This is a genomic window from Tannerella forsythia 92A2, from assembly GCF_000238215.1.
In the GTDB taxonomy this organism is placed as follows: Bacteria; Bacteroidota; Bacteroidia; order Bacteroidales; family Tannerellaceae; genus Tannerella; species Tannerella forsythia.
The window spans coordinates 510,476-523,117 of record NC_016610.1 but is presented as its reverse complement, the minus strand read 5'-3'; the positions used below and the strand labels follow the sequence as shown (position 1 = coordinate 523,117).

Annotated in this window: 14 protein-coding genes and 1 tRNA gene; 8 read left to right on the top strand and 7 right to left on the bottom strand. The window is 48.4% G+C overall.

Translation table 11 applies throughout. The annotated features are described in order from the left end of the window. Positions 1-66: 66 nt before the first annotated feature. The 7 genes from BFO_RS02185 (at position 67) to BFO_RS02155 (ending at position 5,787) form a co-directional block, all read left to right on the top strand. Positions 67-651 (top strand): YceD family protein, encoded by a 585-nt coding sequence (locus BFO_RS02185; RefSeq protein WP_014223942.1) that lies wholly within the window; start codon positions 67-69, stop codon positions 649-651. 21 nt (positions 652-672) lie between these two features. Then, complete coding sequence (gene rpmF / locus BFO_RS14745; protein WP_074449431.1) at positions 673-858, top strand: 50S ribosomal protein L32; 186 nt, start codon at positions 673-675, stop codon at positions 856-858. 87 nt (positions 859-945) lie between these two features. After that, positions 946-1,950 (top strand): beta-ketoacyl-ACP synthase III, encoded by a 1,005-nt coding sequence (locus tag BFO_RS02175; protein WP_041590587.1) that lies wholly within the window; start codon positions 946-948, stop codon positions 1,948-1,950. After that, positions 1,931-2,824: a GTPase Era gene (era, locus tag BFO_RS02170; protein WP_014223939.1), complete on the top strand. Its 894-nt coding sequence runs from the start codon at positions 1,931-1,933 to the stop codon at positions 2,822-2,824. The genes BFO_RS02175 and era overlap by 20 nt, the downstream gene beginning before the upstream one ends. 77 nt (positions 2,825-2,901) lie before the next feature. Beyond that, positions 2,902-4,215, top strand: a complete 1,314-nt coding sequence (gene der, locus BFO_RS02165) for a ribosome biogenesis GTPase Der (RefSeq protein WP_014223937.1) — start codon at positions 2,902-2,904, stop codon at positions 4,213-4,215. Between the two features lie 136 nt (positions 4,216-4,351). After that, the gene (gene tyrS, locus BFO_RS02160; protein WP_014223936.1) at positions 4,352-5,644 is read left to right on the top strand and encodes a tyrosine--tRNA ligase; all 1,293 of its coding nucleotides are present in this window, start codon (positions 4,352-4,354) and stop codon (positions 5,642-5,644) included. Between the two features lie 72 nt (positions 5,645-5,716). After that, positions 5,717-5,787: transfer RNA gene (locus BFO_RS02155), tRNA-Gln, on the top strand. Positions 5,788-5,815: 28 nt separating this feature from the next. Here BFO_RS02155 and BFO_RS02150 read toward each other — a convergent pair. Then, positions 5,816-6,325 (bottom strand): bifunctional adenosylcobinamide kinase/adenosylcobinamide-phosphate guanylyltransferase, encoded by a 510-nt coding sequence (locus tag BFO_RS02150; RefSeq protein ID WP_014223935.1) that lies wholly within the window; start codon positions 6,323-6,325, stop codon positions 5,816-5,818. A gap of 26 nt (positions 6,326-6,351) precedes the next feature. Beyond that, a complete protein-coding gene (locus tag BFO_RS02145; RefSeq protein ID WP_014223934.1) occupies positions 6,352-7,458 on the bottom strand; it encodes a TlpA disulfide reductase family protein in 1,107 nt (368 codons plus the stop codon). Between the two features lie 233 nt (positions 7,459-7,691). Between BFO_RS02145 and BFO_RS02140 the strand changes: the two genes are divergently transcribed. Further along, entirely contained in the window at positions 7,692-8,327 is a 636-nt protein-coding gene (locus BFO_RS02140; protein ID WP_041591046.1) for a ribonuclease H1 domain-containing protein, read from the top strand. Positions 8,328-8,330: 3 nt separating this feature from the next. On the opposite strand, the gene BFO_RS02135 is transcribed toward BFO_RS02140, so the two are convergent. The 5 genes from BFO_RS02135 to pyrE form a co-directional block, all read right to left on the bottom strand. Then, complete coding sequence (locus tag BFO_RS02135) at positions 8,331-9,488, bottom strand: glycosyltransferase family 4 protein (protein ID WP_014223931.1); 1,158 nt, start codon at positions 9,486-9,488, stop codon at positions 8,331-8,333. Positions 9,489-9,635: 147 nt separating this feature from the next. Continuing rightward, positions 9,636-10,103 (bottom strand): Rieske (2Fe-2S) protein, encoded by a 468-nt coding sequence (locus BFO_RS14325; protein ID WP_014223930.1) that lies wholly within the window; start codon positions 10,101-10,103, stop codon positions 9,636-9,638. Beyond that, on the bottom strand, positions 10,100-11,437 hold the full coding sequence (gene argH / locus BFO_RS02125) for an argininosuccinate lyase (protein WP_014223929.1): 1,338 nt from the start codon (positions 11,435-11,437) through the stop codon (positions 10,100-10,102). Before argH ends, BFO_RS14325 begins: the two co-directional genes overlap by 4 nt. Before the next feature lie 5 nt (positions 11,438-11,442). After that, entirely contained in the window at positions 11,443-11,877 is a 435-nt protein-coding gene (locus BFO_RS02120; RefSeq protein ID WP_041590586.1) for a polyketide cyclase, read from the bottom strand. A gap of 18 nt (positions 11,878-11,895) precedes the next feature. After that, positions 11,896-12,534, bottom strand: a complete 639-nt coding sequence (gene pyrE / locus BFO_RS02115) for an orotate phosphoribosyltransferase (RefSeq protein ID WP_014223927.1) — start codon at positions 12,532-12,534, stop codon at positions 11,896-11,898. Between the last annotated feature and the right edge of the window lie 108 nt (positions 12,535-12,642).

Sequence of the window (12,642 nt, the reverse complement as noted above, 5' to 3'; positions counted from 1 at the left end):
GAATCATTCTTTTTCTATACAAAAAACATATACCTTTGCATCGTTTTTTTTTGGAGATTATAGGCTTTGGGTAAATTCGGCGCATATTGGGTTGATTTGAGAAATATGAATCCGGAAGAAGTTCGTAGGTACGAATACTTTTTGGATAATCAGTTTTTTACGGATATTGACGGTGCCGAAGTTCAGCGCGGTAAAGTAAATGTTTCGTTGAAAGTGGAGCGTAAAGTGTCTACATTTGAGATGACGTTTCATTTATCCGGTATGGTGATCGTATCGTGCGACCGGTGTCTGGACGACATGGAACAAGCGATTGCTTCGGATAATCGCTTGATGGTGAAGTTTGGCAAAGAATATGCCGAGGAAAGCGATGAGATATTGGTCATCTCGGAAGATGAAGGTCGTGTAAATCTGGCATGGTTCCTTTACGAGTTTGTCGCATTGAACATTCCGATGAAGCATGTGCACGCGCCGGGAAAGTGTAACAAGGCGATGTCGGCCCGATTACGCAAACACTCTGCGCATCGCTCTGATGAAAGCGATAATGCGGAGGATGAGGTGGATGACGACGATAACATACTGTCGGATGAGTATGAGGATACTGCGACAGACCCTCGTTGGGATGCTCTGAAAAAACTGAAGAATGAAGAATGAATTTAAAATAAAAATAAGATTATGGCACATCCTAAAAGAAGACAAGGAAGCGCGAGAACTGCCAAGAGAAGATCACATGATCATGCAGTGACTCCGACAATGGCCATCTGCCCGAATTGCGGTGCATGGCATGTGTATCACACCGTTTGTAACGAATGCGGATATTATCGAGGTAAGCTTGCCATCGAAAAGGAAGCAGCCCTTTAATAGAAACATTTCGGACCAAATTTGATGTAAAAACGAAAAAAGATAGCCCTGAATCTTTAAGGGCTATTTTTTTAAAGAACCGCGATGATGGACAAGATAAATGCAGTGATTACGGGAGTCGACGGATATGTTCCGGACGATGTGTTGACAAATGCCGATTTGTCAAAGATGGTGGATACAACCGATGAATGGATTATGACACGGGTCGGAATCAAGGAGAGACGTATCTTGAAAGACCCTCAATTAGGCACTGCTTATATGGGGGTCCAAGCTGTCGGCCGGCTCGTCCGCAAGAAGGGAATCGATCCGGAAACGATAGACGGGATTATATGTTCGACCTCTACGGCCGACTATCATTTTCCGAGTACAGCCTCTATGATTGCGTATGAAGCAGGTTGCAAGAACGCATTTGCCTTTGATATACAGGCTGCCTGCGCAGGATTTATTTATGCATTGGAAACTGCGTCTAATTTTATTCGTTCGGGACGTTATAAGCGGATGCTCGTTGTCTCGAGTGAGAAAATGTCGGCGATCACCGACTATCAGGATCGGTCGACGTGTCCCCTTTTCGGCGATGGCTGCGGGGTTGCTCTTTTAGAGCCAACCTGTGAAGATTATGGGGTTATGGACACGATTCTTCGTGCTGAAGGTACCGGAAAATCTCATTTAATCATGAAGGCCGGCGGGGCTGTTCGAATGCCTTCGTACGAGACGATTGATAAGCGTGAGCATTTTGTGTATCAGGAGGGACAGGCCGTATTCAAACGAGCCGTCATTGATATGGCCGATGCAGCAGAAGAGATCGTGCGACGCAACGGACTGACAAAAGATGAAATCGACTGGATTGTTCCGCATCAGGCCAATCTTCGCATCATTGATGCGGCGGCTCGCCGTTTGGGAGTCGACGACTCGAAGGTGATGGTGAACATTCGGAAATATGGAAATACCAGTTCGGCAACGATCCCGTTATGCCTCTGGGAATGGGAGAAGAAACTGAAAAAGGGGGACAACATCGTCATGGCTGCTTTTGGAGCCGGTTGGACATGGGGCGCCAACTATGTGAAGTGGGCCTATGACGGATCGGAAGCATAAGTCCGGCTTTGTCAATATCATCGGAAATCCGAATGTTGGCAAATCCACCCTGATGAATCAGTTGGTGGGTGAACGCATATCGATCATCACATCGAAGGCGCAAACAACGCGTCATCGTATTTTGGGGATCGTCAATACCGATAATATGCAGATTGTCTATTCGGATACACCCGGAGTATTGCGTCCTAACTATAAATTGCAGGAGACGATGCGGGAATCGTCGGAATCAGCCTTGGGCGATGCGGATGTTTTGCTTTATGTGACTGATGTAATCGAGAAGACAGATAAGAACGACGATTTCCTGCAACGGGTACGACAGGCGAAATGTCCTGTCCTGCTCCTGATTAATAAAATTGATTTGGCCGACCAGCCGAAGCTGGAGACCTTGGTGGAGGAATGGCATGCGTTATTGCCCGAGGCGGAGATTATCCCGATATCGGCTACGTCGAAATTCAATATCGAGCCATTGAAGAAGCGTATCCGGGAGTTGATTCCCGACTCGCCGCCTTATTTTGAGAAAGATGCGTTGACCGACCGTCCGGCGCGTTTTTTTGTCACGGAGATTATTCGTGAAAAGATCTTGCTTTACTATCAGAAAGAGATTCCGTATGCTACGGAGGTCGTTGTAGAGCAGTTTATCGAAGAGCCGACGTGCGTGCATATCAAGGCGCTGATCATTGTCGAGCGTGAAACGCAGAAAGGCATCATCATCGGACATGGCGGGCAGGCGTTGAAGAAGGTCGGTATGATGGCGCGCAAGGATATGGAGCGATTTTTCGAGAAGAAGATTTTTCTCGAGTTGTTTGTCAAGGTGGTATCGGACTGGCGCAACCGCGACAATTTGCTGAAATCATTTGGCTATAAGCTGGATTAACTTTTTATGAGGCGCAGCAGATGCGTTCCTTTGTTTCTTCCGGTTCGTAAGATGAAACATGTAAATCAAAAAAGGATATGGGAAATGTGGTAGCAATCGTCGGACGGCCGAATGTCGGCAAGTCCACCCTGTTTAACCGCTTGACGCAGTCGCGTCAGGCCATCGTCAATGAAGAGGCGGGAACGACACGTGACCGTCAGTACGGGAAAGTAGAATGGACAGGGCGCGAATTTTCGATTATCGACACGGGGGGCTGGGTTGTCAATTCCGAAGACGTCTTTGAAGGAGAGATTAACAAGCAGGTGCAGATCGCGATCGAAGAGGCGGATGTGATTCTTTTCGTGGTCGATGTGCAAAACGGCGTGACCGATCTCGACGATGAGGTCGCTCATATCCTGCGTCGCAGCAAGAAGCCGGTGGTGCTTGTGCCCAATAAGGCCGACACTTACGACTGGCATGCGGTGGCAGCCGAGTTTTACCGTTTCGGACTGGGCGACCCGTATTGTATTTCGGCGATGAACGGCTCGTACACGGGCGATTTGTTGGATCGTATCATTGAGCTGCTACCGTCTGAAGCTCCGGAGATACTCGAGGAGGCGTTGCCTCGAATTGCCGTCGTGGGACGTCCGAATGCGGGAAAATCATCGCTGATCAATGCGTTTATCGGCGAGGAGCGTCATATCGTCACCGATATAGCGGGCACGACACGCGATTCGATTTATACGCGATACAATAAGTTTGGCCTCGACTTCTATCTGGTCGATACGGCCGGTATCCGTAAGAGAGGAAAAGTGAATGAAGACCTTGAATATTATTCGGTGATTCGTTCCATCCGTGCCATCGAAAATTCCGACGTCTGTGTTTTAATGCTTGATGCGACACGCGGTGTCGAGAGTCAGGACCTGAATATTTTCTCCATTATCCAGAAGAATAAGAAAGGGTTGATTGTTTGTGTAAACAAGTGGGATCTTGTGGAGGATAAGAGTACGGCTGTCATCAAGACGTATGAACGTGCGATTCGCGAGCGGATGGCGCCGTTTACCGATTTTCCCATTCTGTTTATTTCTGCGCTGACGAAACAACGTATCTTGAAAGTGCTCGAGACAGCTAAGGCGGTGTATGACAATCGTCGTCGGCGTGTACCGACCCGCAAGCTGAACGAGACGATGCTTCCGATTATTGAAAAGACTCCTCCTCCCGCGTGGAAAGGGAAATACATCAAAATTAAATATGTTACCCAACTGCCGGCAGGCAGTGTCCCGTCGTTTGCGTTTTTCTGCAATCTGCCGCAGTGGGTAAAAGAGCCTTACAAGCGTTTTCTCGAAAATAAACTACGCGAGCACTGGGATTTTCTGGGTACACCGATTCAGGTATTTATCCGGGAGAAATAAGCTTAGCATCTGTTCAGCGTTTCCCTGCATTTCTTAATCGAGCTGCCGGATCGGTTTTTCATGGCTTCATTCCAAGTATGAACCTAAAAAATAACTACCTTTGCACGACTAAAAAATATACAATAGTTATAAAACGATGGATTTTATTGAAGAACTGAAATGGCGGGGTATGGTGCATGACATGATGCCCGGAACGGAAGAGTGTTTGCAGCAGGGGATGACGTCCGCGTATGTAGGAATAGACCCGACAGCCGATTCGCTGCATATTGGGCATCTGGTCGGTGTAATGATGCTTCGGCATTTCCAGCGTGCGGGACATCGTCCGATTGCGTTAGTGGGTGGTGCGACGGGCATGATCGGCGACCCCTCGATGAAATCGGCCGAACGAAACCTGCTCGACGAGGATACGCTCCGGCACAATCAGGAAGGTATCCAAAAACAGTTGGCCAAATTCCTCGATTTCGATTCCGACGCTCCGAATGCGGCCAAGCTCGTGAACAATTACGACTGGATGAAGGACTATACGTTCCTGAACTTTATCCGTGACATCGGCAAACATATTACGGTCAACTATATGATGGCCAAAGATTCGGTCAAGAAACGCCTGAGTGCCGATTCGAATGTGGGGATGTCGTTCACCGAGTTTTCCTACCAGCTCTTGCAGGGCTACGATTTTATGTATCTCTATCAGCACGAGAACTGCAAACTTCAGATGGGAGGAAGCGATCAGTGGGGCAATATCACGACGGGCACCGAGTTGATCCGTCGCGAGCTGAACGGAGAGGCCTATGCGCTTACGTGTCCGCTCATCACGAAGGCCGACGGTGGGAAGTTCGGCAAGACGGAGACGGGCAACGTATGGCTGGCACCGAATTACACTTCGCCGTATAAATTCTATCAGTTCTGGCTCAACGTAAGCGATGCCGATGCTGCCAAATACATCAAGATTTTCACGGCGCTGAGCCGCGAAGAAATCGGCGCACTCGAACAGGAACAGGCGGCCGCTCCTCATCTGCGTCCCTTGCAGAAACGTCTGGCACAGGAGATCACTACCATGGTACATTCGGCCGAAGACTACGAAATGGCTGTCGAAGCCTCTCATATTCTGTTCGGTCAAGCCACTTCCGAGACGCTTAAAAAGATCGATGAGGCAACGCTGCTCTCCGTGTTTGAAGGCGTACCGCAGTTTGAAATTTCGCGCGACGAGCTGGCTGCCGGCATCAAAGCCGTTGATCTCTGCACCGAGAAAGCTGCCGTATTCCCTTCAAAAGGCGAGATGCGCAAGATGGTGCAGAACGGTGGTGTAAGCATCAACAAAGAGAAACTGGACGAATTTGATGCGACGATCGATGCCGGTGCGTTGCTGAACGGAAAGTACTTACTCGTGCAGCGCGGCAAGAAGAATTACTTTTTGCTGATCGCAAAATAGTTTTTCGGGCAAAAAGTTGCAAATACGGGAGATTTCGTATACTTTTGCAGCGTTTTTACCGAATGTTTCGTTTGTCTCATGGTGTAATGGTAGCACAACAGGTTTTGGTTCTGTTTGTCCAAGTTCGAATCTTGGTGAGACAACAATCCTTTTAAAAAGAGTTCCTCTTTCTTATTTTATTTTTACCGGGATACCGCTGATCATCAGAATCACTTCGTCGGCACGGGCTGCGATGTACTGGTTTGTCCATCCTTCGAGGTCGGTAAATCGACGTTGCAGGGTGTTCTCGGAAACGCCGCCTAACCCGATTTCGTTGGTGACGAAGAGGAACGTGGCGTCTTGTGTTGTAAACCGGTCGAATTCGTCTTTGACGGCTTGCAAGGATTGCTGTACGTCGGCATTGAGGTCGAAGAAGAAGTTCGTACACCACAGCGTAACGCAGTCGATCACTACGACGCGTCCTGTCACATCATGCCGGCTCAGTGTTTTTTCTTCTTCGATATTTGTCCATTGCATGCCTCGCGAAGCCTGATGCCGTTCGACACGTTGACGGAACTCATCGTCCCATACACGGGCAGTAGCCATATAAACAGGGTTGGCCGACCATGACAGCGCCATCTGCTCGGCGTAGCTGCTTTTGCCCGAACGCTGACCGCCGGTGATAAGGACGATTCGTTTCATTGCATGGAGGGGGACTTGTTTTGTAGTTATTTCTTGTCTTTCGGAATAGCTCCTAAGGTTTCGAGGCTTTGTTTAAGTTCGATGCCGTTGTCTGTTTTCAGAACAATCGTTCCGTTCTTATCAAGCACGAAGCAACGGGGAAGCGAGCTGATGTTGTAGGCTTCCAACAGATGGATGGCCTGTCCGGCCGAGTCGGTACAGATGTTCCAGCGTATCGTCTGGCTTTTGATAAAACTGCGTACCTTCTGCAGGTCTTCGTCGAGGCTGACAAGCATGATTTCGAGTTCTTCCGGGCGGGCAACCTCCGCAATTTGATTCAGCATCATCTTTTCGATTTGACACATATCGCACCATGTAGCCGTGAAAGCGAGTACACAATACTTGCCGGCAAGCGAATGTTGCGTATAGGTGGTGCCGTAGATGTTTGTTATCTCGAAATCGGGAGCCTTTGTTCCGACCATGGTTTGCTTCGCTTTTTGACAATAAGCTTTCAGGTTTTTAACGATATACGAATCGTCAAGTTTTGGATCCAGCGTGTTTATCAGCGTCTCGGCGGGAAGCGGATTTTCAGGATCGAGGAAGTATTCCTGTATCAGGACGGCCGAAGCTTCATCATGGGGATGCTTGCGGATAAAATGTTCGGCCAGCGTGGTCAACTCATGATCGATATTGGCCAGACGAGGCGTATGTTCCGACCCGACATATTGGGAAGTATCAATCGCTCCGGACAGCTCGGTCTTTTCCTTCAATAATGATGCCGCTTTCTTTCGGAAATCAGACAACAGTTCGTTCGTGTGCGTACCTTTAACTTGGACAAGTAACGGATAGAGTGCATCTCCGCTGACCGTAATCTTCTTATACGGTTCGAGGTAAACGGTGATCCAATCCTTATGATTCTCAAAATAAATAGTGAGTGTCGTATATTCACCTTCTTTCCGTATGATCGAGAACTTTTTGGACGGTTGGCAGGCAATCGTATCCACGTGCTTGCCATCGAATGTTTCGAATACGGCGTAAATGTGCTGCGCCTCCAGATTGGAAAGCTTTACATCTACCTGATAGGCCGCATTTTTTGTACATGCCGCGAACAGACAGGAGATATACCCGATGAATAATAGTTTTTTCAGCACCATTTTTCTTGAAAATTTCGTGTCAAAGGTAGTTGTTTTTTTTGAAATTATAAAAGAAAAGCAACAAAAAATAACAGAAATAATTTTGTGTACTTATGCAGATCCTTTTCAAACAAGCTTGGGGAAGGTACTTAGCCACGACAAAAAAATGTTTACTTTTGCGCGGGAATTCCGGAAGAGATAATGCGGCATCGGTATTTTGCCGGCAGCTTGGAGCCATTAAAACGGAAAAGCGGATGGGAAAGTCGAAACAGAAATATTATGTAGTATGGCGGGGTGTTTGTCCCGGGATTTATGAGGATTGGACTGAGTGTAAACTACAGATCGAAGGGTTTGAAGGTGCGCTCTACAAGTCGTTCGCTTCGCGTGCCGAGGCTGAAGCAGCCCTGCGTGAATCGCCTTACGAATACATCGGGAAGCATGCTGCATCGTCTTTCAGGTTGCTCCGTCGGGAGGGGCCTCCCCCGTATATTGTGCAGAGCCTTGCGGTCGATGCGGCTTGCAGCGGCAACCCCGGCGATATGGAATATCGGGGTGTGTACGTCGAGACGGGACAGGAGATTTTCCGGGTCGGGCCTATGGCGCAGGGGACAAATAATATCGGCGAGTTTCTGGCGCTGGTACACGGGCTGGCGCTGTTCAAGAAAAGCAACTGTGCGATGCCGATCTATTCCGACAGTCGCAATGCGATGCAATGGGTGCGACTCAAAAAATGCCGGACGAAATTAGAACAGAACGCCGCTAATGCCCCGATTTTCGAACTGATCCGCCGGGCGGAGAAATGGTTGCGTGAAAATACCTACACGACGCAAATCCTGAAATGGGATACGGCTGCGTGGGGCGAAATACCTGCCGACTTCGGACGGAAATAGTCGTTATGGAACGGAAGGATAAAGTGTCTTCTCGTATACATTATATAAATTCCGGAACAGTGGCTCATCGTCGAAACGACGGGCATGCATCAGTCCTTCGTCAATCATTCGGCGGCGTAAATGCGGATCATCCAATACCCGCTCAAGGGCTTGTGCCAGCTCGTCCGGATCGTTCGGGTCGACGTAAAGAGACCCCGGCCCTCCTGCTTCTTCCAGACATGAGCCTTTGGCCGCGATTACCGGAGTGCCGCAACATAGCGCCTCCAGAATGGGAATACCGAACCCTTCGAAAAAAGAAGGGTAAACAAATACCGTGGCCAGTCGATAAAATGCCGGTAATTCATGGGTGCTGATGCCGGTCAGTAACGTCACGCTGCTTTCCATCTGATGCGCTCTGATGTACTGCTCTACTTGCTGCGTGTATGCCGTCCGTTTTCCGATAGCTACCAATTTGACCGGCCGGCTGAGCCGTCGCAACGCGCGTACGGCGAGAAGCAGATTCTTGCGTTCTTCAATGCTTCCTACGTATAAGAAGAACTGCTGCGGCAACTTATACGTCTGCCGAACACTCCGGAGCAGTTCCTCCGATACGGGACGTTTAAAATCGTCGGCGCATCCTTGATAAACGACATCGATCTTATCCGACGGAATACCCCAATAGTCGATGATGTCTTTTTTCGTACAGTGACTGACGGCGATGATACGGTCGGCATTCCGACAGGCTTTTCGGAATTTATAACGATAGATCATCCGGTCGAAGAAACGGTAATAACGCGGATAACGCATGAAAATCAGGTCGTGGATGGTTACGATGCTTCGTGTGTGCTTCGCCTGACGAATATTCAGGGGAAGCTCGTTACTGAGACCGTGAAACAGATCGATGCGTTCCTGAGCGATGGTCTTCGTCACTCCCCAAATACGCCATAAGGATGGGCATCTTCTCCAGAAACCGGTGTGAGGATAGCACACATTCGTATGATCTGCGACTTGGTTTAAGAGATTGGTGCGCCGCGAGGAGGGAGTATAGAGGTAGTACCTGTTTTGCGGGTTGTATTTAGCCAGCAGGGAAATGATGAATCGGCTGTAATTTCCTAATCCGGTATTGTTTCGCGCAGCACGTTTGGCGTCGAAACCTATTTTGAAGGGGGATGACTGTTTCATAAAAAGAAAGCATAAAGGTTTTTATTCACCCGGTCGTCAGGCGATAGAAGTATCGGATATTTGAAAGAACAATGCATGTATAGTACAGGAATAGTGCGAACGGTTCAGGGGGGGATGGTAAAATTCATCGATCCTTCGGCTTGTCGATTAATGGTTTCGTATGATGATCTTGCTGCCGTTTTCGTAAACGGAGTATTTTTTTAATTGAGATTTACTGACTCCTTTGATGGGGATACCCGGTACGGTTGCAGCACTGATGTCATAAACGGTCTTGCATTTCGGACAAGTGGCCGTAGTACGATCCTGATCGACGGAAATAAGAACTCCGCGGTCGTTTTCGTGCGGACAGGCCAAATCAAAGGCATAACATTCTCCATCCAGCGCGCGTACCGCTAATATCCCCCCATACCCGGTCGCTCTTATGGCGAAGGGTCTTTCCCGCATATCTTCGATTGTATAAGTCCGGTATCCGAGAATGTTTCCTCTGCGGATATTTTTGTCACTATGTTGGGTGTCTAATGATAAGTCTACCGGATAATTGAGTATGGGATGTTCTTCCGTACAAGCCAACCATCCGAACAGTACGAATAAGATCAGATAGATTTTTTTTCTCATGCCAGTAATCCTTTTTCTGCCCGGTCGACCTTCTCGAACTGAAAACCTTCGATCGTCTGTTGCATCAGCTGTTCGATCTTCTCATTGCAAAGATTTCCCATGCTCCCTTCGTGCGTATGACGGACGGTCTGATCGGCTGTAAACGTTCCGGCTTCAATGTCCATACCTACTTTTTTATACGCATCCCGAAAAGGCACGCCGTCCATAACCAGGCGGTTTACTTCTTCAACGCTGAAAAGCAGCGAATATTTTGGATCGTCCAGGATATGTTCGTTGATTTTTATTTCGCGCATCATCAGGGTGACCATTCGCAGGCAATCATTCAATTCATCGAAGGACGGAAGAAAAAGCTCTTTGATGATTTGCAGATCGCGGAAATATCCCGAGGGCAGATTGTTACAGATGAGTGCGATTTGTTGGGGCATCCCCTGAAGCGTATTGCATTTGGCACGCGTCAGCTCGAATACGTCCGGGTTCTTTTTATGAGGCATGATGCTGGAGCCGGTCGTGAACGAGTCAGGTAATTGGATGAATCCGAAGTTCTGACTGTTAAAGAGACAGGCATCCATCGCTAATTTCGAGAGAGTAGCCGCTATTCCCGCCATGGCATAAGCGACCGTCCGTTCCATTTTTCCCCGCCCCATTTGAGCGTAAACGACGTTATAATTCATCGAGTCGAACCCTAACAGCTCTGTCGTCATGGAGCGGTTCAGCGGGAACGAAGAGCCGTAGCCCGCCGCAGAACCTAACGGGTTGCGGTTGCATATCTTATATGCCGCCTGCATCAGCAGAAGATCGTCGGCCAAACTCTCGGCATAGGCTGCGAACCAAAGTCCGAAAGAAGAAGGCATCGCGATTTGCAGATGGGTATAGCCCGGCATCAGGATGTCTTTGTAGCGATTGCTCTGGTCGATCAACACCTCGAATAAATCGCGGGTCAGTCTGACCAGCTCACGGATTCGGGCGCGTGTAAACAGTTTCAGATCGAGCAATACCTGATCGTTGCGGGAGCGTCCGCTGTGGATTTTTTTCCCGATGTCGCCCAGCTTACGTGTGAGCATAAGCTCTACTTGTGAATGTACATCCTCCACACCTTCTTCGATCACAAAATTACCATGCTCGGCTTCGGCGTACATGTTTTTTAGCTCCGCATGCAGGCTTTGCAGCTCGTCTTTCGTCAGCAATCCGATCGATTCGAGCATGGTGATGTGCGCCATCGACCCGAGCATATCGTAAGGAGCCAGATAAAGGTCCAGTTCACGATCTTTCCCGACCGTGAACCGTTCCACTTCCTTATCGACCTGTATATTTTTCTCCCAAAGTTTCCGGGACATAAGCGTTAAGCGTTTTCGTTCGTTGACGGTTCGTACGGCAGTGAAGCAATCACTTCCGATATCTTATCGACAGCCTCCTGCATCACCTTCGATACCATGGCTTTGATAAAAGGGTTCAACTCGGCGCGTACGGTCATCTTCATCTTCGTGTCTTTTTCCGCCACCTGCTTGAGTTGAATCCACATGGACAAAGGCACCGGAGACTGAACGGTTTCGAATTTGATCGTTTTGTTCGGTTCGCGGTCGACGATTTGGAACTCAACCTGACCTACCGGATCTATTTCGATACAACAACGGTCGTTCGAGAAAGAGAAACGTTTGATTTTATCTTCCGGAATCCGGGCTTTGACACGCTCCAGATTGGAGAGATCCGATAACATCGAGAAGATGCGTTCGTCGTTATGCGGGATTGTTCTGATTTGACTGGTAAATTCTGTCATTCGTTTATGTGTATGATGTTAAGCATCCGGGTCCCAGTTCGCAGGATCCTTGCGCCATTCCTGAAGGATGGCTACCTCTGTTTCGTCGATGTAATTGATCTTAACCGCTTCTTCGATGACAGCGTCATAGTTCGAGAGTGTCGTCAGCGATACTTTGGCCTCCTTGAACTGCTGTTCGGCTATCGGGAAACCGTGTGTGAAGATCGCGACCATCCCGATGACCTGACATCCGAAATTGCGTATGGCATTCACGGCTTTCAGGCTGCTTCCGCCGGTAGAGACGAGGTCTTCGACAACGATAACCTTCGAGCCCGGTTTCAATTCACCCTCAATCAAATTTTCCAGTCCGTGATCTTTCGGTGCCGAACGGATGTATACGAATGGCAATCCGAGGAGATCCGCCACTAAAGCTCCTTGGGCAATAGCCCCTGTGGCTACGCCGGCAATGGCATCGACCTCCTCGTATTTCTCAGAAATGATCCGTGCCAGTTCCAACTTGATAAAAGTACGTATAGCCGGATAGGAAAGTGTTTTCCTGTTGTCGCAATAAATAGGAGATTTCCAACCGGATGCCCATGTGAACGGATTGGCCGGCTGTAACTTTACGGCCTTGATCTTTAGTAATTTTTCTGCTACGATTCGTTCTAATGCTTTCATAATATATCTAAATTCGAAAGGACAAAAGTAAAAAAAGAGAATGAATGTACATAATTTACGGAGTATTTATTTTGAACCGATAGCTGAATGAGATCGTCTAAATAGTCG

Coding starts and splice junctions, on each gene's coding strand:
- rpmF (WP_074449431.1), top strand. CDS start 673: ATGGCACATCCTAAAAGAAGACAAGGAAGCGCGAGAACTGCCAAGAGA.
- BFO_RS02175 (WP_041590587.1), top strand. CDS start 946: ATGGACAAGATAAATGCAGTGATTACGGGAGTCGACGGATATGTTCCG.
- era (WP_014223939.1), top strand. CDS start 1,931: ATGACGGATCGGAAGCATAAGTCCGGCTTTGTCAATATCATCGGAAAT.
- der (WP_014223937.1), top strand. CDS start 2,902: ATGGGAAATGTGGTAGCAATCGTCGGACGGCCGAATGTCGGCAAGTCC.
- tyrS (WP_014223936.1), top strand. CDS start 4,352: ATGGATTTTATTGAAGAACTGAAATGGCGGGGTATGGTGCATGACATG.
- BFO_RS02150 (WP_014223935.1), bottom strand. CDS start 6,325: ATGAAACGAATCGTCCTTATCACCGGCGGTCAGCGTTCGGGCAAAAGC.
- BFO_RS02145 (WP_014223934.1), bottom strand. CDS start 7,458: ATGGTGCTGAAAAAACTATTATTCATCGGGTATATCTCCTGTCTGTTC.
- BFO_RS02140 (WP_041591046.1), top strand. CDS start 7,692: ATGGGAAAGTCGAAACAGAAATATTATGTAGTATGGCGGGGTGTTTGT.
- BFO_RS02135 (WP_014223931.1), bottom strand. CDS start 9,488: ATGAAACAGTCATCCCCCTTCAAAATAGGTTTCGACGCCAAACGTGCT.
- BFO_RS14325 (WP_014223930.1), bottom strand. CDS start 10,103: ATGAGAAAAAAAATCTATCTGATCTTATTCGTACTGTTCGGATGGTTG.
- argH (WP_014223929.1), bottom strand. CDS start 11,437: ATGTCCCGGAAACTTTGGGAGAAAAATATACAGGTCGATAAGGAAGTG.
- BFO_RS02120 (WP_041590586.1), bottom strand. CDS start 11,877: ATGACAGAATTTACCAGTCAAATCAGAACAATCCCGCATAACGACGAA.
- pyrE (WP_014223927.1), bottom strand. CDS start 12,534: ATGAAAGCATTAGAACGAATCGTAGCAGAAAAATTACTAAAGATCAAG.